This is a genomic window from Paenibacillus sp. FSL R5-0623, assembly GCF_037974265.1.
Taxonomy (GTDB): domain Bacteria; phylum Bacillota; class Bacilli; order Paenibacillales; family Paenibacillaceae; genus Paenibacillus.
In genome coordinates, this window is sequence record NZ_CP150233.1 from 155,661 (window position 1) to 174,827 (window position 19,167).

Here is a 19,167-nt window from a genome sequence, read left to right on the forward strand (position 1 = left end):
CAAATCGGCCATGAATAGGCAGGCATTACAGGGGATAAGGAGGTTGTACGTATGAAAATTGTACCTGCACGGGAGTTTGATCTGAAGCGGGAAGTGGAGTATGGCACGCCGGAGCAAAATGAAACGGTACGGCGTATTGTCAGCGACATTCGCCGTGAGGGTGATGCGGCACTGCTGCGTTACACGGAGCAGCTGGACCGCACGAAGCTGACGGCCGCGGAATTGCGCGTGCCGCAGGAAGAGCTGCAGGCGGCTTATGCAGCCGTGGAGCCATCCTTTGTGACGGCGATTCGGCAAGCCGCCGCCAACATTCGTGCGTTTCACGAGAAACAGAAACGCAACTCGTGGATGGATTGGCAGCCGGACGGCAGCCTGCTGGGCCAGGTCATCCGACCGCTGAAGCGGGTCGGGGTCTATGTACCTGGCGGCAAAGCAGCGTATCCATCGTCTGTGCTGATGAATGTGATTCCGGCACAAGTGGCAGGTGTGCCGGAGATTGTTCTTGTGACGCCGCCGTCTACCAACGGTGGTGAAGGTATTAACCCGTACATCCTCGTTGCTGCTGCGGAAGCAGGCGTGAGCGAGATGTACCGGGTTGGCGGCGCTCAAGCTATCGCCGCCCTCGCTTACGGCACGGAGAGTATTGCCCCGGTTGACAAGATCTGTGGACCGGGCAATATTTACGTGGCGCTCGCGAAGCGCGAGGTGTACGGTGCGGTCGATATCGACAGTATCGCCGGGCCGAGTGAGATTGTGGTGCTCGCCGATGATACGGCGAATCCGGTGTACGTCGCCGCCGACCTGTTGTCGCAGGCGGAACATGACGAGATGGCATCGGCCATTCTCGTCACGAATTCGGCCACTCTGGCGAAAGCCGTGCAGGGCGAAGTACAGCGGCAGCTTGAAGTGCTGCCGCGGCGGGATATCGCTGCTGCATCCGTGGAGCAGTATGGCGCGATTATTGTGGTCGATTCCATCGATGAAGGGATCGACGTGGTGAACCGGCTTGCACCGGAGCATCTGGAGATCATGGTGCAGGAGCCGATGGCTTACGCTGGCCGGATCGAAAATGCCGGTGCGATCTTCCTCGGCCCGTACAGCTCGGAGCCGGTGGGGGATTATTTTGCAGGACCCAATCACATTATTCCGACCAATGGAACTGCGCGATTCAGTTCACCGGTCGACGTGGATGATTTTATCAAGAAATCGAGTCTGATCTATTATAGTAAAGAGGCGCTGCTACAGAACGGAGCGGCTATTATAGAGTTGGCCCGCCATGAAGGTCTTGAAGGGCATGCCCGTGCAATCGCTGTACGGTTAGAACAGGAAGGAAAGGCGGAATCGGACAATGGATAAGCAAAATAATGGTGTGGAACTTGAAAACAAAGGTGCAGTGCGCCAAGCAGAGGTTGACCGCAAAACAAACGAGACCAATATTCAATTGGCCTTTAATGTAGATGGAACAGGACAATCCACGATTGAAACGGATGTACCTTTCCTGAATCATATGCTGGATCTGTTCACAAAGCACGGACAATTCGATCTGAACGTACATGCCCGTGGAGATATTGATATCGACGATCATCACACGGTTGAAGACATCGGGATCTGTCTGGGACAGACGTTGCGAGAAGCATTGGGTGACAAACGCGGCATCAAGCGTTACGCCAGTGTTTTTGTACCGATGGACGAGGCACTCGCTCAGGTCATTATTGATGTGAGCAACCGGCCTCACTTTGAATACCGTGCAGAATACCCTTCCCAACAGGTAGGCAGTTTCTCCACGGAGCTGGTACATGAATTCCTGTGGAAATTGGCGCTGGAAGCTCGGATTACGTTACATGTCATTGTGCACTATGGTCAGAACACCCACCACATGATTGAAGCGATCTTTAAGGCATTGGGACGTGCACTGGATGAAGCAACGATGATTGATCCACGTGTAACGGGTGTGCCTTCCACGAAGGGAGTGCTGTAGACGATGGCGATTGCAATTGTCGATTACGGTATGGGTAACCTGCACAGCGTCGGCAAAGCGGTCGAACGTCTTGGCTACGAAGCGCTGGTCACGGGTGACCGGGAAGAGATTCTTGGCGCAGATGGTGTCATTCTGCCAGGCGTAGGCGCTTTTGGTGATGCGATGGTTCATCTGCGGGAGAGTGGACTGGATACGGTGGTCAAGGAAGCCGCTGCCGGTTCCAAGCCACTGCTCGGTATCTGTCTGGGGATGCAGTTGTTGTTCAGCTCAAGTGAAGAGCATGGCGAGCATGAGGGACTGGATATTTTGCCAGGTAAAGTGGTGCGATTCGCACCGGGAGAGCTGAAGGTTCCTCATATGGGATGGAACCGGTTGGAATTCCTGCACGCGGAAAATCCGCTATTTACGGGGCTTGAAGCAGGTCACGTCTATTTTGTCCATTCCTATCATGCGCTTACTGAAAACAGGGACGATCTGCTGGCGGTAACGGATTACGGACATCCGGTGACAGCCATTGTAGGCAGAGGGTCCAACTTCGGCATGCAATTCCACCCGGAGAAAAGTGGAGAGCTTGGTATAAAACTGCTCGGCAACTTTTTGGCTCTGACAGGAGCACCTGTACAAAGGTAAAGCATCATCTCTTCTACTATAGAAAGCGTACAAATCTAATTCATATTCAGGAGGCCTTGTATGTCATCTTTTATCCTATATCCGGCGATTGATATCCGGGACGGCAAATGTGTAAGACTGGTGCAGGGAGATTATAATCAGGAGACCGTGTATAACGATGACCCGGTTCAAGTGGCTCTATCCTGGGAGAAACAAGGCGGTACATACGTTCATCTGGTGGATCTGGATGGTGCGAAAGCAGGGCATCCTGTTAATGATGAGCTGATCGGGCGGATTGCCTCGGCTGTGAATGTACCTGTTCAGGTGGGCGGCGGACTTCGTACAGTAGCGGATGTAGAGCGTTTGCTGGGTCTGGGTGTTAGCCGGCTGATCATTGGAACAGCAGCGATTGAGGATCGTGCTTTTACAGAGGAAGTACTGGGACGTTACGGCGACAAAGTGGCAATTGGCATCGACGCTCGTAATGGTTATGTAGCAACCCGCGGATGGCTTGAAACATCGGAAGTACAGGCAGAGGTGCTCGCGAAGGAATTGGCGGCATATGGGGCAGAAACGTTTATCTTTACGGATATTTCCCGTGATGGTATGATGCAGGGTCCTAATGTGGAAGCGATTGTGTCTCTAGCCAAGGCAAGCGGACGGACGGTTATTGCTTCCGGCGGTGTGAGTGTAATGGATGATCTGCTTCGTCTGAGTCGCCACGCGGATGATGGTGTTGGTGGAGCAATCGTGGGTAAAGCACTGTATACGGGAAGCATCGATCTGTCTGAAGCAGTACGTGCGGTAAATAAGTAAGAGATATTCGGATAGAGAGGAAGAGGTAACATGCTGGCAAAAAGAATCATCCCCTGTCTGGATGTGAAGGACGGCCGGGTCGTCAAAGGCGTCAACTTCGTTAATCTCCGCGATGCGGGTGATCCGGTAGAGCTGGCGGCACTATATGACCGCGAGGGCGCGGACGAATTGGTATTTCTCGATATCTCCGCTTCGGTAGAAGGTCGCGAAACGATGGAAGAAGTCGTGCGGCAGACGGCGGGCGAAATCGCTATTCCCTTTACCGTAGGTGGTGGCATCTCCAAGGTAGAGGACATGAAGCGGATTCTCCGTGCAGGAGCGGATAAAATTGCAGTGAATACAGCCGCGGTACTTAACCCGCAGTTGATTGCAGATGGTGCACGTCGCTTTGGCTCGCAGTGTATCGTGGTAGCGATCGATGCCAAGTATAACGAAGCTTGGGGCGAGTGGGAAGTCTATACACATGGTGGACGGAAACCCTCCGGGATCAAGGCGCTGGAATGGGTTAAACAGGCTGAGAGCTTGGGCGCGGGGGAGATTCTTCTCACAAGTATGGACGCGGACGGAACAAAAGACGGCTTTGATCTGAAGCTGACGGCAGCAGTATCCGAATCTGTGCGTATTCCAGTCATCGCATCAGGCGGTGCGGGCAAGGAATCTCATTTCTATGATGTATTTACCACAGGCAAAGCGGACGCAGGGCTGGCCGCAACGATTTTCCATTACAAAGAAATCGCCGTACCGGCGCTAAAACAACATTTGAGAGAACAAGGGGTGGAGATCCGTGACTAAAGTGAGCGATGAAATCAAGGAACAGTTGTCCTTGGAACAGGTTGTGGAACACATTCGTTGGAGTGACGGACTGGTTCCTGCCATTGTGCAGGATGTGGATACTCGGGAAGTCTTAATGATGGCTTATATGAATCGCGAATCTCTGAAGTTGTCGCTGGAATCCGGTGAGACGTGGTTCTGGTCACGCTCGCGTCAGGAGTTGTGGCATAAAGGGGCAACATCTGGCAACGTGCAGACGATTACTTCTCTGAAATATGATTGTGACGGCGATACTTTGTTGGTTGAGGTGAAACCGAACGGTCCGGCTTGCCATACAGGGGCGGTAACTTGTTTCCATAATGAAATCATTGGTTTGCCAGAGAAATCGGCAGACAAGGCTTTGGATGAAGCGGGTGCGGCATCTGCATCTGCAAGTTCCGGTTCCGAAAGTCGCTTTGAGGTATTGGCTGAACTGGAATCCGTTATTGCAGAGCGTGAACGTGAGCGTCCTGAGGGTGCATATACAACGTATCTCTTTGATAAAGGTGTAGACAAAATACTGAAAAAAATCGGTGAAGAAGCGTCCGAGACAATCATCGCCGCCAAAAATAAAGATAATGACGAGCTTCGTCTGGAAGTCAGTGACCTGATGTATCACCTGCTCGTCCTGTTACAAGAGCGCAAGCTGCCGCTGGACGACATTATGTCAGAGCTGAGCCGCCGTCATGAACGGCCTCGCCGCGATTAGGAGGCGAGTTTCGTGCGTATAGACTATCATACACACCATGAGCGGTGTGGACATGCCGTTGGCAAACTGGAAGAGTACGTGCAGCGTGGTGTGGAGATCGGACTCTCCCAGATTGGATTGTCCGATCACATGCCATTGTTGCATGTCGATCCGGCTCAATATTATCCGGAAATGGCGATGCCTATGGATGAACTGCCGCGTTACGTGGAGGAGTGTTTCTCCCTGAAAGAACGTTACCGCGGGCAGATTGACGTACGTGTTGGTCTGGAAGGTGACTATATTGAAGGCTGGGAAACAGAGATCCGTGCAATCATTGAGCGTTATCCATGGGATTATGTGATTGGCTCTGTTCATTTCCTCGGGGAATGGGACATTACGGATTTCCGCCAGACCCATCACTGGGAGGGCAAAGACATCCTTGAGGTATATCGTCAGTACTACGATGCCGTAAGCAAGGCAGCCGCCACGGGCATGTACGATATTATGGGTCATACGGATGTCATTAAACGGTTTGGTTTTGTTCCTTCAACAGAGCAAACAGAAGAACGTATCTCACTGGAGAACGCAGCGCTGCAGGCTATTGCCAAAAGTGGCTGCGCCATGGAACTGAATGCTTCCGGGTTATCGAAGCCTTGTGCCGAGATGTTCCCTAGTCGCAGAATGCTGACGGAAGCCATTCGCTTGGGTATTCCATTAACCATGGGCTCTGATGCACATGACCCAATGAAGCTGGGCGATTATTTGCCTGAAGCTGAAGCACTTTTACATGAGTTGGGCTGTACGGAAGTCGCTGTTTTCGAAGGCCGTCATCGCTCGTTCATTCCTTTAAATGTATAAGCCATTAGAGTATAATGAGGGTAGGAAATAACCTTTTAGAGGTAGTTCAAAAAGTCCGCCTTTGATTACGAAGGATGCCTAATGGCATCTTCAGCATCGAAGCTGGAATTCAGCCGAAATGTCCGTTGCTCACGTAGTTTTGCCTACGCTCCGCTACTCCATTTCTAGCTTTATCCCATCTTCTCGGTACTGAAATCCGGTCTTTTTGAACACTCGCTTTTAGCTAAGGGATTATATAGGGATTTCAACCCTCGGGAGGGCATTATGCAGCATTCGTTACGTATTTTTTCCGGTTCATCGAACCCTAAGCTGGCAGAACAGGTATGTGACAAGCTGGGTGTACAACTGGGCAAGATCAAGCTGTCCAGGTTCAAGAGCGGAGAAATATACGTTCATTATGAAGAAACGATCCGTAATTGTGATGTGTTTCTAATACAGTCGTTGTCTCATCCGATCAATGAGCTGTTTGTCGAGTTGCTTGTGATGATTGATGCCGCAAAGAGGGCTTCCGCACGCACGGTAAACATTATTGTTCCGTATTACGGCTATGCTCGTCAAGAGCGCAAATCCGCTCCACGGGAACCAATCTCGGCCAAGATGGTAGCAGATGTATTAACGACAGCTGGCGCCAATCGAGTGGTAACAATCGATCTGCACGCAGCGGCCATTCAGGGATTCTTCAACATTCCGGTTGATCATATGACATCACTGGATCTAATTAGTGATTATTTGTTAAGCAAAGGGATTGAGAACCCTGTTGTAGTCTCCCCGGATGCGGGACGAGCATCGATGGCAGAGAAGCTGGCGAACCGTCTGGATTCTCCATTTGCCATTATGATCAAGAAACGTCCAAGCCATAATGAATCGGTGATTACCCATGTCATTGGTGATGTAGAAGGGCGGACACCTATTATTATTGAGGATCTGATTGACACCGGAACAACCATTCTGAATGTTGTGGAAGGGTTGAAGGAACGTGGCTCCAAAAATGTCTATGTATGTGCAACACACGGATTGTTCTCCGATGGGGCAGTGAGTAAATTGAATCACCCGTCAATTGAAGAGGTGGTCGTTACGGACTCGATCGCACTGCCAGATGACCACCCCGAATGCTTCAAAGTGTTACCTGTTGCACCAATGCTGGCCCGCGCCGTACGCATTATTGTGGATGGTGGCTCTATGGCCACATTGTTTAAAGATTCTGGCATTTAGAGCATCGAGGATATAACGGTGTGCTGCCAGATGAACTGTCCCGTGTCTGAGTTGTTGTCTGCTCAGCACGGTTTTTTTGTTTTGCTCTTTGAATTCAATTCTTGCTTTGCTGCTCAGAGGCTTGTGCTATAATAACATAAAATCAGTTATGATAGCGTTATCATATAGTATTCAGCCTCTAAGGCGAGATGGATGCTGAACAGTAGAACCACGGCTGAGAACATTGGCATCGTGGAGTGAGGAGTGGGGTCTATTGTCTCGTAATTGGTACTACCGGTTATTGTTTTCGTATTTCCCAATTTTTTTTCTTACGGTGACCATACTCATTTTTATCGCGTTTGTATTCATCAATGACATCTCTAAAGAAGAAACAAAAAAAGCAGACCGGATCTCCTCCAGTTATATGATCGACACAGTGGATCGCACAATCAGGGATATTGAACTATCCATTCTGGAGACGGTACAGAGTCAGCAGGCATACAAACTCTATTTTAATAACACAAACCTGACAAGCTCGGACACGGTGTATGCAATTGCGCAGAATTTACGTGAGCTATCCAATTCGTCCTCATGGATTCAGTCCATCTATCTATATGACAAGCGAAATGAACATGTTCTGACTGTAAGTGGTTCCAAAGAAGCGGAAAGTTACTCGGATAACGCATGGATTGATCAAATGGTTAACGGGTCTATAGGTTCGGGCTGGCAGCCGGTTCGGGAATTTGATGCGGACTCTGTTCAACGTACTCCTATTCGCGTATTAACCGTGAACAAGGACATGCCTTTGCCTTTTGGCTCACAGGGCACATTGGTCATTAATATCAAGATGAGCAGCATTGAACAGAGTGTAGATAGTATGGTTAATGGTCAGCTCTCATTCCTGACGATTACGGATCGGGACGGTAAGGTTGTGTATAATGCACACTCGGACCAAGAGGGCTCGATAGACGGTCAGGAACTGAATAGGCTATCGCTAGAAAGACTGGGCTGGACAATATCCAGTGGAATTAAGGCCGGCAACTTATTTGGCTGGGTATCTGTTATATCTTATGTATGGGTAATCATTGCTATTGTGACTGTCATCTGTGCGATTGTATATATCGTGTATATTACTCGCCGTAACTATAAGCCCATTCAGATCATCATGAACCGGATTGAGTCTCATCAGATTCGGGCGTTCGAACACTCAGGTGCTCGCACGGATGAGATGAAGATGATTGACGGTGTGCTTGAGAATCTCATTAATCATATGATGGATTATGACAAGAAAAGCAGGGAAAATGTACTCATGCAGCGCAGCAAGTTGTTCAATGCCCTGTTGCATGGTGAACACATGGAAAATGCAGCAGAGCAATTAAAAGAGCTCTCTCCACTGAATGACGTGCATGACTCGTCGCGTTTTGTCGTTGTTGTTGGAGAGATTAACCGTTATGAGAAGGGATTTCAGGAGAGGTACACGAGAGGTGAACAAAATACGCTGAAGTTTGCCTTGATGAACGTTTTGCAAGAGCTGTCACGTAATACGGGAGTCCAATGCTGGACGGAATGGATTAGTGTGGATCGAATTGCAATCCTTTTTGTGTTCAAAGAACAGAATGATAACAACTTGGATATGTCTGGGCAGATTCGTATTGTAGCTGAAGAATGCAAATCATGGGTAGAACAAAATCTACGCATTTCCTTAAGCTTTGGCATTGGACCTATTGCTCAGGGAATCGGTACAATACGAGATTCCTATGCGGCCGCAGAAGCGGTAATGCAACGTAAACTGTTGATGAATGGAGATGTCGGCCAAGCCGACTGCGGTGAACCACAGCATCCTTTGCTGGATACCTATACCTATCTGCAGATGATTGCGGACTTTGTTAAGCGGTTCCGGATGTCGAGTGGACAGTGGCGGGAACAGTTGGAGGAGATCTTTACAGCGTTTGAACAGAACAAACTGCCAGATGACGAGATTCGTTCTCTGATTCAGGCTATGTTGCAGATGCTCAGCCGAGAGGTGGCTATGATGTCGGAAGGACTCCAGGAAGAGCTGTCCGAAGAAAACATCAACAGATGGTTGAGTGCTGTAGAAGAGGCAGAGACGCTTACGGATGTGAAAAGTCTTTTGTTTGATGGTTTGACGGACATGTTCAGAACGTATGTGGCGGTAACGGAAACCAAGAGTTACAAAGCCATGGTCAATGAAATGAAAAATTATATCGAAGAACAGTTTGCGAATCCTGATCTTTCATTGAAACATCTGAGCGACCGATTCCAGATTACGGGCAAACATGCCAGTTATTTGTTCAAGACAGAATTCAACATGAAGTTTGTTGATTTTGTTACAGAGCTTCGCATGAAGGAGACAGAGCAGCTTCTGCTCAATACCGATTACTCTCTACAGGATATTGCCCTGAAGGTTGGGTATGCAAATGGAATTACGTTGGGACGTGTATTTAAACGGGTAACGGGCATTACACCAGGAGATTATCGTCGTTTGAAACGAGAACATCGAGAACCCGAAGAGTAACGCAATGATGATCTTATTCTGAGATTTGTAGATCAGGATAACACAGGGTGAATTTCATGCGGTCACTTTCCACCAGGAGAGCAGGCTTGCAGAGGTTCGCCCTGTTTTCGTTGAACAGTTCTCTGCTGCCCGAGAGATCGTATGCAACTGTTTTCGCAGGATAACAAGCGTATATTCCTGTTTTTCCCCGTTTACGAATATAGGCAGTGTGTGAAAATGGTTTATCCGAATTGGGACAGGCAGTTCCGAGTCGTGAGGCGTTGAGAGCCATCTTAGCCTAGTGCAGTGCAGCTTTGGGAAAATAATCAGTCTGCGAAAATGGGCTTATCACATAAACTAAATTCCGTTTGTAAGCGCTTCCGAAACTGGTTTATTGCTAGAGTTCGGGAAGATGTGGAATACTCGGAGCAAGCCTTAAACATTCACGCAAAGTAAAAGGGGATGACAAAATGATTGGAAAAGCAACCAAGGGGAGTAAGAAGAAATGGATGGGTCTGGCACTTACGATGGTAATGGGGGTGTCCTTACTTGCGGGGTGCTCATCTGCATCAGAAAAAGAATCAGCAGAAGGCGGGGCAACAACTAATGGTGAGCGTGTTACTTTGAAAGTGGAGGTTTTCGATCGTGGTAACAGTCCTTCTCCACATACGATCACTAACAACTACTTAACTAAATTTGTTCAAGAGAAATTCGGCGATCCGAATAACATTGATGTGCAATTCGTACCTGTTCAACGTTCAGAAGAAACAACCAAGCTCAACGTGTTAATGGCCAGCCCCAGCGACGTTCCAGATATTGTGTTTGTATACGACTCCAGTGTGTTCTACCGTTATGCTCAGCAAGGTGGTCTAACTGAAGTAGGTGAACTTCTTAATGAACATGCACCTAACTTAAAAGAATATCTCGGCGAAGACCTTTTGAAATTTGGTCAGCTTGAAGGTCAGCAATTCGCTATTCCGGGTAAACGTGCCATTACTTCCCGCTACAATTCTTATATCCGCCAGGATTGGCTCGACAAAGTTGGAATGAAGGCGCCAACGACAACGGATGAGCTTTACGAAACGCTGAAAGCATTTAAAGAGAAAGATCCGGGTAATCTGGGCAGCAAAAACATCCCAATGGGTATGGCACTTGCCCCAGCCCAGTACGAGACATTGATTTACTCATTTATTAAACCTGTACAAGATGGACTTACGTACAGTCAGCGTTACGAGCTACCATTGCATGATGGCTTCAAAGATGCGATGCAGTTCCTTAACAAGCTTTACAATGAAGGTCTGATCAGCAAAGACTTCAGTCTTGATGAAGAAAAAACGCAATTGGTCAAAGACTTCCAGAACGGTAATATCGGCTACATGTCTGAGGACGTAGGTCAGATTCTGTATGCAGATGGTATGCTTGATAATTTGTACAAAAATGTACCGGATAGCAAAGTGGTAGCAGTTGACGCTTACACCAACTCGAATGTGGACAATAAACACATCAAATCACGCTATGGTAGCAACGGTATGTACATCATGATTCCAAAAAGCAGCAAACGTTCGGTTGAAGCAGTGAAATACCTGGACTGGATGGCTTCTGGAACGAACTTGCTAGAGATAAACACCGGTGTCGAAGGTGAAAATTACGATATGGTTGATGGTGTTCCAGTTGTTAAAGATGATGCACCACAGGATGTCAAAGATCGTATCTACAACGGTGGTGACATGGCCATTATTGCCAACGGTAAAGTTGTTGGAGATCAGGCAGCCAATGAAGCCGCATGGATTGCAGGCTTCCCAGAACGTAACCAAGAGCTGATGAGACAGTCCATTGATATCGCTAATACGGATACGATCGGCCCGGTTATCTTCAGCAAACCAATTGAAGCAGAATCTAAATATGGTACAGCGCTAAATGATAAGTTGAAAGTGCTTATTGTGAAAACTGCGATGGCTAAACCGGCAGACTTCGAAGCGGTATATGAAAAAGAAATGAATGATTTCATGTCACTGGGTGGCACAGAACTGAAGAAAGAGCTTGAAGCAGCACTTCAGTAAGCGTTATTAAATAAGCAGGTTCATCTTGTGATTACTAAATCAATATATAATTTACCGCATAACTTTGGAAGGAACGTGTGCCGCCAGTATGGGCGGCACAGCCGTTTCTCTGTTGATAGGAGGAAACCGACTTGACCATCACATACTTGAAAAGGTATTGGCAATTATATGCGCTCATCTCACTGCCTCTGATCTACTTCTTGATCTTTCGTTACGGCCCAATGTACGGGGTTCAGATCGCTTTTAAGGATTTCAACTTGTTTCAGGGCATCAACGGGAGTGAGTGGATCGGTTTCGATGCTTTCCGTGAAGTATTTGGAATGCGGGACTTCTACACCACATTACGAAATACCTTCATGCTAAATTTCCTCGACCTGCTTGTTTCGTTCCCTGCTCCAATTTTATTGGCCATCATGCTCTATGAAGTTCGATTCAAATGGTTCAAAAAAATATCGCAAACGATTCTGTACATTCCTCACTTTATCTCCTGGGTTATTATCGGGGGAATTGTATACCAATTGTTTGGCAATCAATCCGGTATGGTTAACGGTGTGTTGGAAAGTATGGGTTTAAATTCAATACCATTTTTGACTGAGAAAAACCCATGGCTTGTGACGTATTTGTTCACAGGTGTCTGGCAGAGTGCAGGGTGGGGAACCATTCTATATCTGGCTGCATTAACCGGGGTGAACAAAGAATTGTTTGAGGCTGCCGAGATTGACGGAGCTTCAAGACTGAAGAGAATCTGGCATATAACGTTGCCAAGTATTAAACCAACCATTGTGACCTTGCTTATTCTTAATCTCGGACATATGGTCAGCATCGGTTTTGATCGGCCTTATATTATCGGTAACACAGCCGTACGTGAATATTCAGATGTACTTAGTACTTTTGTATACAGGGTCGGCCTTGAATCAGGACAATACACGCTGGCAACTGTCGTAGGACTATTCCAGGCTGTTGTAGGGCTAATCTTTGTACTTGGTTCTAACTATATTTCAAAAAAGGCAACCGGCGAAGGGATTTTATAAGTTATCAAAGGCATGAAAGATACGCCAATCGGCTTGTATGTATAGACCATCAGTAAAGGAGCTGTGCGCATATGAGTGAACGCACCTCAAATCGGATTTTTGATATCGTTAATATCTCCTTTATCAGTTTGTTTGTTATATTTTGTCTGGCTCCATTTTTGCACACCATTGCGATATCTCTAAGTTCTAATCGGGCTATTACTTCGGGAGAAGTGACCATTTTTCCTAAAGAATTTAACTGGGATTCGTATATTCAAGTATTCTCTGATCAATCCATGCTATATTCACTGGGCTTTACGACTATTCTGACAGTGGCAACCACAGTGTTGTGCATGTTATTCACACTTGCTGCTGCATATCCGTTAACCAAGAAAAAATTGAAAGGGCGCAAGCTCTTTATGTATGTCATCATCATTACGATGTTTTTCAGTGGCGGGATGATCCCCGAGTATTTGCTCATTCGTGATCTAAACATGCTTAATTCAGTCTGGGCACTGATCTTGCCGGGACTGGTTAGTCCATTTAACCTCATTATCCTGATCTCATTTTTCAGAGGCATTCCTGAAAGTCTGGAAGAATCAGCAGAAATTGACGGCAGCTCACATGTACACACGCTATTCAAAATCATACTGCCATTATCCATGCCTGTACTTGCCACATTAGCGCTATTCTATGCGGTTGGTCGCTGGAACGGATTCCAAGATTCACTTTTGTATATTAATGATCCCAAGTTGTATCCGCTACAACTGAAGCTCTTCCAAATGGTTCAAAACAATATGGTGAGTGAGCTTACATTAATGGAAGGTGCTAACCGCACACCACTGACTCCGGAAAGTCTCAAGGCAGCCACAGTTGTATTCGCAACTGTACCGATTCTGCTCGTCTATCCGTGGCTGCAAAAGTATTTTGTCAGTGGTGCGATGCTTGGCGCGGTAAAAGGTTGAGTTAAGGCTGGTGCAAGAGTTATAGCCATTTCGCCAGAGGGAAGGAGAAGGAAAACAGATGCAGCACATAGATAAGGGTATATATTCGTTCTCCACATGCTGGAATATCCGAAAACATGATGTCGGGGAAGCCATGATTCGGGAGATTGCCGAACTTGGCTTTCGCCAGGTCGAGCTCAACTATAACGTAACGAAGGAAATGCTCACGACGATTGAGCCCATGATTGAACGCGGAGACATCGGTATCTCCAGTGTCCATAATACGTTTCCACATGATCCTGATCCCGATTATGGTACGGATTCAGTCCTGCTTGGATTCGAGGATGAGGTTAAACGTCAGCGGGCAATAGAGTTACTTGTTGAGTCGGCAGAATGTGCCCATCGTTATGGTGCTAAAGCTGTAGTCGTACACCCTGGGGAAGTACCTTTTCCTGAGGATATCAGCAAAGATCTTGGAAAGCTCTATCACGAGGAAGGGCCGGATTCCCCGAAGTATCGCAGCAAATGGGCAGAACTGATGGAACGGCGGGAGACACTCAGCTCCGGTTATGTACAAAAGATTATTGTTAGCCTGGATGAGGTCTGTAATCGAGCTGCAGCCAAAGGTCTGGATGTTCGTTTCGGAATCGAGACAAGATCCAGACCACAACAGATTCCTACCCTGGCCGAAGCGAAGACCATCATCACGGCCCTTAAAGGGGCTCCAGTTGGTATCTGGTACGATACCGGTCATGCCATCATGATGGACCGAATGGGCCTTTATGACAGTGTGGGAGAAATGCAAGGCTTGATGGATGATATCGTTGGTGTTCATATCCATGAGACACTGGGTCTCTCTGACCACTGGTGCCCTTATGTACACAGTAAGGACATGAATTTCTATGATGCCTATCTGCCTATGATTCGCCGGGCACAGGTGAAGGTATACGAGTTAAAGTCTGCCTGTAAGCCAGAAGAGATCCACGAGAGTCATGACTTGCTTATGAAGAAGCTTGGATTGGCAGAGTAGCAGAATAGGAGCCGTGAAGTTAGGAACATTCTGCGTGTTAAAAACGTGTGTTGAACGGCGGTTTTCTCGGTGATGAAAATCACATGAAGTTTGGTGAAACAAGAACGGAATTCTAGCGACTTTTGTAAAAATATGATAAATACAGACGAGAAAAAATGAACTCACGTTACGGGCGGTATGGGAAGCAGCTCCCGGTTTGAATCGAAGAGCTGAAGCAACATACTTTGCACATCGGGAGAATGCATTGGTATGGAGGGACTGCACATGTACAAACAACTGGTGGACAGTAATGACAGAGCGGTAGAAAGAGGCATATCCCGGCAAATGCTTGATCCGGAAAGCCGTTACTATGGAGGGACAATTGATCCCTTCACAGGTGTTGCCTGGGTCAACCATACGACAGGAACGCCCACGGATATGTGTTACTGGGGAGCTGCGATCTCCAATCCGGACTCCGTCTATTACCGGGATGAGGCATTGTTAAATCGACTGCTGTTAGCTACGGAATATGTACTTCGCTTCCAGCATGAAGACGGCTCAATATCACCTGGCTGGACCAATTACCATTCCCCTCCGGATACTGCATTTGTCGTTGTAGGGTATTCGCAGTTGTATCAGCTTCTTCTGCAACAGGAATGGGAGCCGCTGCAACCTGTATTGGACAATATGAGGCTGTTTCTGGAACGGACAATCCCAACCATGCTAACGGGAGGCTGTCATACGCCAAATCATCGCTGGGTGCTATGCGCGGCGCTTGGTTTCCTGCATGAACTATTTGATCTGGAGGAAGCTGTGCAGCGCGCAGAGCAGTGGATGGATGAAGGCATGGATATTACACCCGATGGAGAGTGGACCGAGCGGAGCAATGGGATATACAGCGCCGTTAGCGACATCATGTTAATTCATGCAGCGCGTCTGCTCAATCGTCCTGAACTGCTTGAACCGGTGAGGCTCAATCTTCGCATGATGGTGTACCTTGTGCATCCTACAGGTGAGATTGTTACGGACTATTCAGGTCGACAGGATCTGGGCAGTGTTCATGATCTGTCACCTTACTATCTGCCGTATGCCATTCTGGCGCGGCTGGACAGTGATCCACTCTTTGCTGGCATGGCAGCCTGGGCGGGAGATACATTAACAGATCCTGGAGTTTGCTCAGTGAATACGCTCATTCGGTTGATGCTTGAGCCTGAGCTTCAGCAGACAATTGAGGCAACTGATGCATTACCGGAACAGTATGAGATCATGCTGAATGAACATTTTCTCCGGGGAGAATATCTGGAGCAGATGGATTCGGTAGGACATCACGGACGTATCTCTCACAGTCGGATGCATACGGATTTTGGTGCTCCGGTAGCCCGAATTCGGGATGGCGCTACTAGTGTGACTGTGATGACAGAAGTTCCTTCTTTCTTCGCGCTTCGTCATGGCAAGGTGCGCCTGCTGGCTGTGCAACTGGCTTCTTACTTTAATCCAGGGTATGTACCTATGCAGCAAATGACGAGGCTGTCCGAAGGGTATCGACTAACTGGTGAGCAGAAAAAAGGTTACTACGGCCCAATCCCTGCGAACCTGCTGCCAGAATCGGCTGCATCAGCCATCAGTCCATGGTACTTGTTGCCTCATCAGAGTCGTCAGCTTACTCATGAGCAGACCTTCCGTGTAGGAGCAGAATTACAGCCAACGGAAAACGGATGGACCATGCATCTATCTGGACAGGAACCGGAAGACATTATGATGCAGTTGTCCTTTGTATTCGGAAGCGAAGGTGAACTGACCTGTGAGGACGCAATTGAAACGAGTGAGGGTCATTATTTGTGGAAAGGCGGTACATTACGCTATACCTGCGGAGAAGACTGGCTGGAGATCACCGGGGGCGAGCTGAGGCATCTGGCGGCAACGGTACGTGAGGCAAAACTGCCGGACAAGTGCAAGGTTGTGCTGGTCAATTTCATGACACCTTTTGATAAGACCCTTCATATTTCACTTTCTCCTTCGATGGCGTTGAAGCTTTAGATTTATTGGATCTTTAAGCCATAACAGTTAGAAGACCGAGCCCAAATGCTCGGTCTTCTTTTTGTACGAATGACTGCAATTAACCTTCTAAAATGATATTCCCACTGTCGAGCTCAGTCCAGTAATGTATGAACTAATATCATTCCAGTTGATTTAACGCAGTTTCGATTGGTTTAGTGAACAGAGGGTTATCTTTGGTTTTGCTCCAGTAAACGACAAGAATATTTCCTTTCTCATATAGATAAGGGAATGTTGTGAAATGTGCATTTTCCATGTGTTTATTGAATTCTTTTGTCCCGTTGATGCGATCCTTTTCAGAATTGAAAATATAAAAATGTATAAATTCAGGGCTATATGGTTCTTCTTCCATGAGCACTTCAACGGAATACACCTCAGGTACAACATCATTTAATTTCAAAGGATACCCGGTTATACCAAAGGACACTAAATCCAGTTCTTGAGACTCGAGCGCTCTCAGTACATCATCTAATGTGAACTGATTTTCTATGTTTTCTATATCTTTTGAACATCCATTCAAAGCAAACAAACAGATTAAGATGAATACAATTGGTTTTATCTTCGAGATCATCAATATAACATCCCCTTAAAATAATAATGATGGGTCTTATCATAACCGGATCGAATCCAGTTAGACGTCCGTAAGCGACAGATGGACTAATGCAATACTGCAAAGAGAGCCTGTGGCAAGTGAGTGTAGGAGTCTCTAGGTAAACATGGTTTTCCTTTAAATAAACAACACTCAAAGGTGATAGGTTTCCGCAAAATGGAATATCACCTTCTTTTGCATTTTTTTCATAAACGACATGAACTACATATTGAGAAGTGGGCCTTAAGATGTGGTATACTGAAGAGTATGAATGAAATGCAAAGAGGAGGTGCCTTGGAAGATGAAGGGCAAGCTAGTGCGGGCTGAGGGACACCTTGCCAATATTATACCGATTCACTTGGATGCTTCTTTCTTCTTTGAAAGAGCTGTCCGCTCGCTGGACCGAAATCATGTCGACAAGGCATTAAAATATTTTCGCAAAGCTGTTGAATACGAACCGGAAAATCCGGTAAATCATTGCAATATGGCGGGTATATTATCGGAGAAGGGGGATTACGAAGCCTCCAATGCCATTCTGGCTAACGTGCTGGAAGTGGTAGATCCGTCAATGACGGAATGTTATTTTTATATGGCGAACAATTATGCAAATATGGATCGGTTTGAGGAAGCCGAGCAAGCACTTGTTACCTATCTGGAGGAGGACACCCAAGGTCAGTTCATGACGGAAGCCGAAGAGATGATGGAGCTTCTGTACTATGAGCTGGATCGTCCGACCAAACTGAATCGAATCAAATCACGCAAAGGTGTAGTGGAGCACGATCAGGCACGGGAACTACTGGAAGAAGGAAAATTTGCACAGGCTGCTGAATTGCTTGAAGGCATGTCTTCTGATTATCCTGATTACTTGGCTGCCCGTAACAATCTGGCACTCGCCTACTATTATATGGGTCTGTTTCCCAAAGCAAAAGAGACCATTGCCGAAGTGCTTGAACAGGAACCAGGTAATCTGCATGCACTCTGTAATCTGGCCATTTTCCATCAAAATGAGAACCGGGCTGATCAAGTGCTGCTTCTGATCAAGAAATTGCGGGTCATCGTGCCATTCCAGCACGAACAAGTCTACAAACTGGCGACAACGATGGGAATTTTGGGCCAACACGATACGGCCTATGTTCACTTCCGGCGTTTGCTCAAGGACGAAGAGACAGCTGCTGATCCGGCACTTGCTCACTATGCAGCCGTGGCGGCTTATAATACAGAACGGTACGATGCTGCTGAGCGTTTATGGCATCATGTGTCCAAGCTTGATCCGGGTTCCGAAGTATCCCGGTATTATCTGTCAGGTCTTGAGGCTGTAAAACAAGGCGAGCAAGAGCCAGAGAAGCTGAGCTATCACTATCATCTGCCATTTGATGAGCAGTTCAGACAGTGGGAGAACTATGGTAGTGGCATACCTGAAGAAATGAAGAATGATCCACTGATTCGCTCATCCTTCTTCTGGGCATTGCGTCATGGTGATCGGGCAACCAAGCTACAGGTTATTCATGCGCTTGGGATGATCGGTGACTATGAGGTGCAACAGGCTCTGCAATCCTTTATTGAAGAGCCTGGAGAAGAACAGGATCTGCTTGAGGTAGCACAAACTGTACTGAACGGATTGAAATCGGCTGAACATGAGGATCGGAATACTCAGGTGGTTCGACCCTTTTCTCCTGTAGCCTTGAAGTCTATTGGGAAGGTTCAATCCACTTCAGAGCAATCGGACAATGGATCAACCTCCCATTGGCAGGCTGTTGTTGATCGTGCGTTACAGATGTCTGAAGCCAAGGCTGAGTTGCAGCAAGAGATGGAACGGCTCTGGACGGATTATGTATCCCGGGTACATCCGGAGGTTCCAGGTACGAAGCAGATTGAGGGTTGGGCTGCAGGACTTGAATATTTAGCAACGAAGAATCACAGACGGCCCGTTACCTATCAAAGCATTGCTGAGCGGTATGGGATATCGGCATCAACGGTTAGCAAGTATGCTAAACAGATTCATTCGGTATGTAACAGCAAGCCACCACTTGTATAG

The 19,167-nt window shown here is 47.3% G+C and carries 16 protein-coding genes; 15 read left to right on the forward strand and 1 reads right to left on the reverse strand.

Features of this window, described 5'->3' with window-relative positions; all coding sequences use genetic code 11:
• Nucleotides 1-51: 51 nt before the first annotated feature.
• The 14 genes from hisD (at nt 52) to MKY92_RS00845 (ending at nt 16,525) form a co-directional block, all read left to right on the forward strand.
• On the forward strand, nt 52-1,356 hold the full coding sequence (hisD, locus tag MKY92_RS00780; RefSeq protein WP_339298765.1) for a histidinol dehydrogenase: 1,305 nt from the start codon (nt 52-54) through the stop codon (nt 1,354-1,356).
• Nucleotides 1,349-1,978, forward strand: coding sequence for an imidazoleglycerol-phosphate dehydratase HisB (hisB, locus tag MKY92_RS00785; protein WP_339298766.1), 630 nt, complete (start codon nt 1,349-1,351; stop codon nt 1,976-1,978). Before hisD ends, hisB begins: the two co-directional genes overlap by 8 nt.
• Nucleotides 1,979-1,981: 3 nt before the next feature.
• Nucleotides 1,982-2,608, forward strand: a complete 627-nt coding sequence (gene hisH, locus MKY92_RS00790; protein ID WP_076216872.1) for an imidazole glycerol phosphate synthase subunit HisH — start codon at nt 1,982-1,984, stop codon at nt 2,606-2,608.
• Between the two features lie 60 nt (nt 2,609-2,668).
• Complete coding sequence (gene hisA, locus MKY92_RS00795; RefSeq protein WP_047841450.1) at nt 2,669-3,403, forward strand: 1-(5-phosphoribosyl)-5-[(5-phosphoribosylamino)methylideneamino]imidazole-4-carboxamide isomerase; 735 nt, start codon at nt 2,669-2,671, stop codon at nt 3,401-3,403.
• A 30-nt stretch (nt 3,404-3,433) separates the two neighbouring features.
• Nucleotides 3,434-4,195, forward strand: a complete 762-nt coding sequence (gene hisF, locus MKY92_RS00800; protein ID WP_017691268.1) for an imidazole glycerol phosphate synthase subunit HisF — start codon at nt 3,434-3,436, stop codon at nt 4,193-4,195.
• A gap of 1 nt (nt 4,196) precedes the next feature.
• Nucleotides 4,197-4,922 (forward strand): bifunctional phosphoribosyl-AMP cyclohydrolase/phosphoribosyl-ATP diphosphatase HisIE, encoded by a 726-nt coding sequence (hisIE, locus tag MKY92_RS00805; protein ID WP_339301632.1) that lies wholly within the window; start codon nt 4,197-4,199, stop codon nt 4,920-4,922.
• Between the two features lie 12 nt (nt 4,923-4,934).
• Nucleotides 4,935-5,759 carry a histidinol-phosphatase HisJ gene (gene hisJ / locus MKY92_RS00810; RefSeq protein WP_074092958.1) on the forward strand — a complete coding sequence of 275 codons (825 nt, stop codon included), beginning with the start codon at nt 4,935-4,937 and terminating at the stop codon, nt 5,757-5,759.
• Between the two features lie 264 nt (nt 5,760-6,023).
• Entirely contained in the window at nt 6,024-6,971 is a 948-nt protein-coding gene (locus MKY92_RS00815; RefSeq protein WP_253504789.1) for a ribose-phosphate pyrophosphokinase, read from the forward strand.
• A 253-nt stretch (nt 6,972-7,224) separates the two neighbouring features.
• Nucleotides 7,225-9,486, forward strand: a complete 2,262-nt coding sequence (locus MKY92_RS00820) for a helix-turn-helix domain-containing protein (protein WP_339298767.1) — start codon at nt 7,225-7,227, stop codon at nt 9,484-9,486.
• Between the two features lie 449 nt (nt 9,487-9,935).
• The gene (locus tag MKY92_RS00825; RefSeq protein WP_339298768.1) at nt 9,936-11,525 is read left to right on the forward strand and encodes an extracellular solute-binding protein; all 1,590 of its coding nucleotides are present in this window, start codon (nt 9,936-9,938) and stop codon (nt 11,523-11,525) included.
• Between the two features lie 131 nt (nt 11,526-11,656).
• A complete protein-coding gene (locus MKY92_RS00830) occupies nt 11,657-12,556 on the forward strand; it encodes an ABC transporter permease subunit (protein ID WP_124118325.1) in 900 nt (299 codons plus the stop codon).
• Nucleotides 12,557-12,627: 71 nt separating this feature from the next.
• Complete coding sequence (locus MKY92_RS00835) at nt 12,628-13,500, forward strand: carbohydrate ABC transporter permease (protein ID WP_192136227.1); 873 nt, start codon at nt 12,628-12,630, stop codon at nt 13,498-13,500.
• A 58-nt stretch (nt 13,501-13,558) separates the two neighbouring features.
• Nucleotides 13,559-14,509 carry a TIM barrel protein gene (locus MKY92_RS00840; RefSeq protein WP_339298769.1) on the forward strand — a complete coding sequence of 317 codons (951 nt, stop codon included), beginning with the start codon at nt 13,559-13,561 and terminating at the stop codon, nt 14,507-14,509.
• 264 nt (nt 14,510-14,773) lie between these two features.
• On the forward strand, nt 14,774-16,525 hold the full coding sequence (locus MKY92_RS00845; RefSeq protein WP_339298770.1) for a hypothetical protein: 1,752 nt from the start codon (nt 14,774-14,776) through the stop codon (nt 16,523-16,525).
• A gap of 139 nt (nt 16,526-16,664) precedes the next feature.
• Here the strand turns inward: MKY92_RS00845 and MKY92_RS00850 are convergent, their stop codons facing one another.
• Nucleotides 16,665-17,114: a hypothetical protein gene (locus MKY92_RS00850; RefSeq protein WP_339298771.1), complete on the reverse strand. Its 450-nt coding sequence runs from the start codon at nt 17,112-17,114 to the stop codon at nt 16,665-16,667.
• A 319-nt stretch (nt 17,115-17,433) separates the two neighbouring features.
• On the opposite strand from MKY92_RS00850, the gene MKY92_RS00855 reads away from it, so the two are divergent.
• Nucleotides 17,434-19,167: a tetratricopeptide repeat protein gene (locus MKY92_RS00855; protein ID WP_339298772.1), complete on the forward strand. Its 1,734-nt coding sequence runs from the start codon at nt 17,434-17,436 to the stop codon at nt 19,165-19,167.

Excerpts from the sequence above, each read along its gene's own strand:
- MKY92_RS00840 (WP_339298769.1), top strand. The coding sequence starts at position 13,559 with ATGCAGCACATAGATAAGGGTATATATTCGTTCTCCACATGCTGGAAT.
- MKY92_RS00845 (WP_339298770.1), top strand. The coding sequence starts at position 14,774 with ATGTACAAACAACTGGTGGACAGTAATGACAGAGCGGTAGAAAGAGGC.
- MKY92_RS00835 (WP_192136227.1), top strand. The coding sequence starts at position 12,628 with ATGAGTGAACGCACCTCAAATCGGATTTTTGATATCGTTAATATCTCC.
- MKY92_RS00825 (WP_339298768.1), top strand. The coding sequence starts at position 9,936 with ATGATTGGAAAAGCAACCAAGGGGAGTAAGAAGAAATGGATGGGTCTG.
- hisD (WP_339298765.1), top strand. The coding sequence starts at position 52 with ATGAAAATTGTACCTGCACGGGAGTTTGATCTGAAGCGGGAAGTGGAG.
- hisF (WP_017691268.1), top strand. The coding sequence starts at position 3,434 with ATGCTGGCAAAAAGAATCATCCCCTGTCTGGATGTGAAGGACGGCCGG.
- hisH (WP_076216872.1), top strand. The coding sequence starts at position 1,982 with ATGGCGATTGCAATTGTCGATTACGGTATGGGTAACCTGCACAGCGTC.
- MKY92_RS00850 (WP_339298771.1), bottom strand. The coding sequence starts at position 17,114 with ATGATCTCGAAGATAAAACCAATTGTATTCATCTTAATCTGTTTGTTT.
- hisA (WP_047841450.1), top strand. The coding sequence starts at position 2,669 with ATGTCATCTTTTATCCTATATCCGGCGATTGATATCCGGGACGGCAAA.
- MKY92_RS00855 (WP_339298772.1), top strand. The coding sequence starts at position 17,434 with ATGAAGGGCAAGCTAGTGCGGGCTGAGGGACACCTTGCCAATATTATA.
- MKY92_RS00815 (WP_253504789.1), top strand. The coding sequence starts at position 6,024 with ATGCAGCATTCGTTACGTATTTTTTCCGGTTCATCGAACCCTAAGCTG.
- hisB (WP_339298766.1), top strand. The coding sequence starts at position 1,349 with ATGGATAAGCAAAATAATGGTGTGGAACTTGAAAACAAAGGTGCAGTG.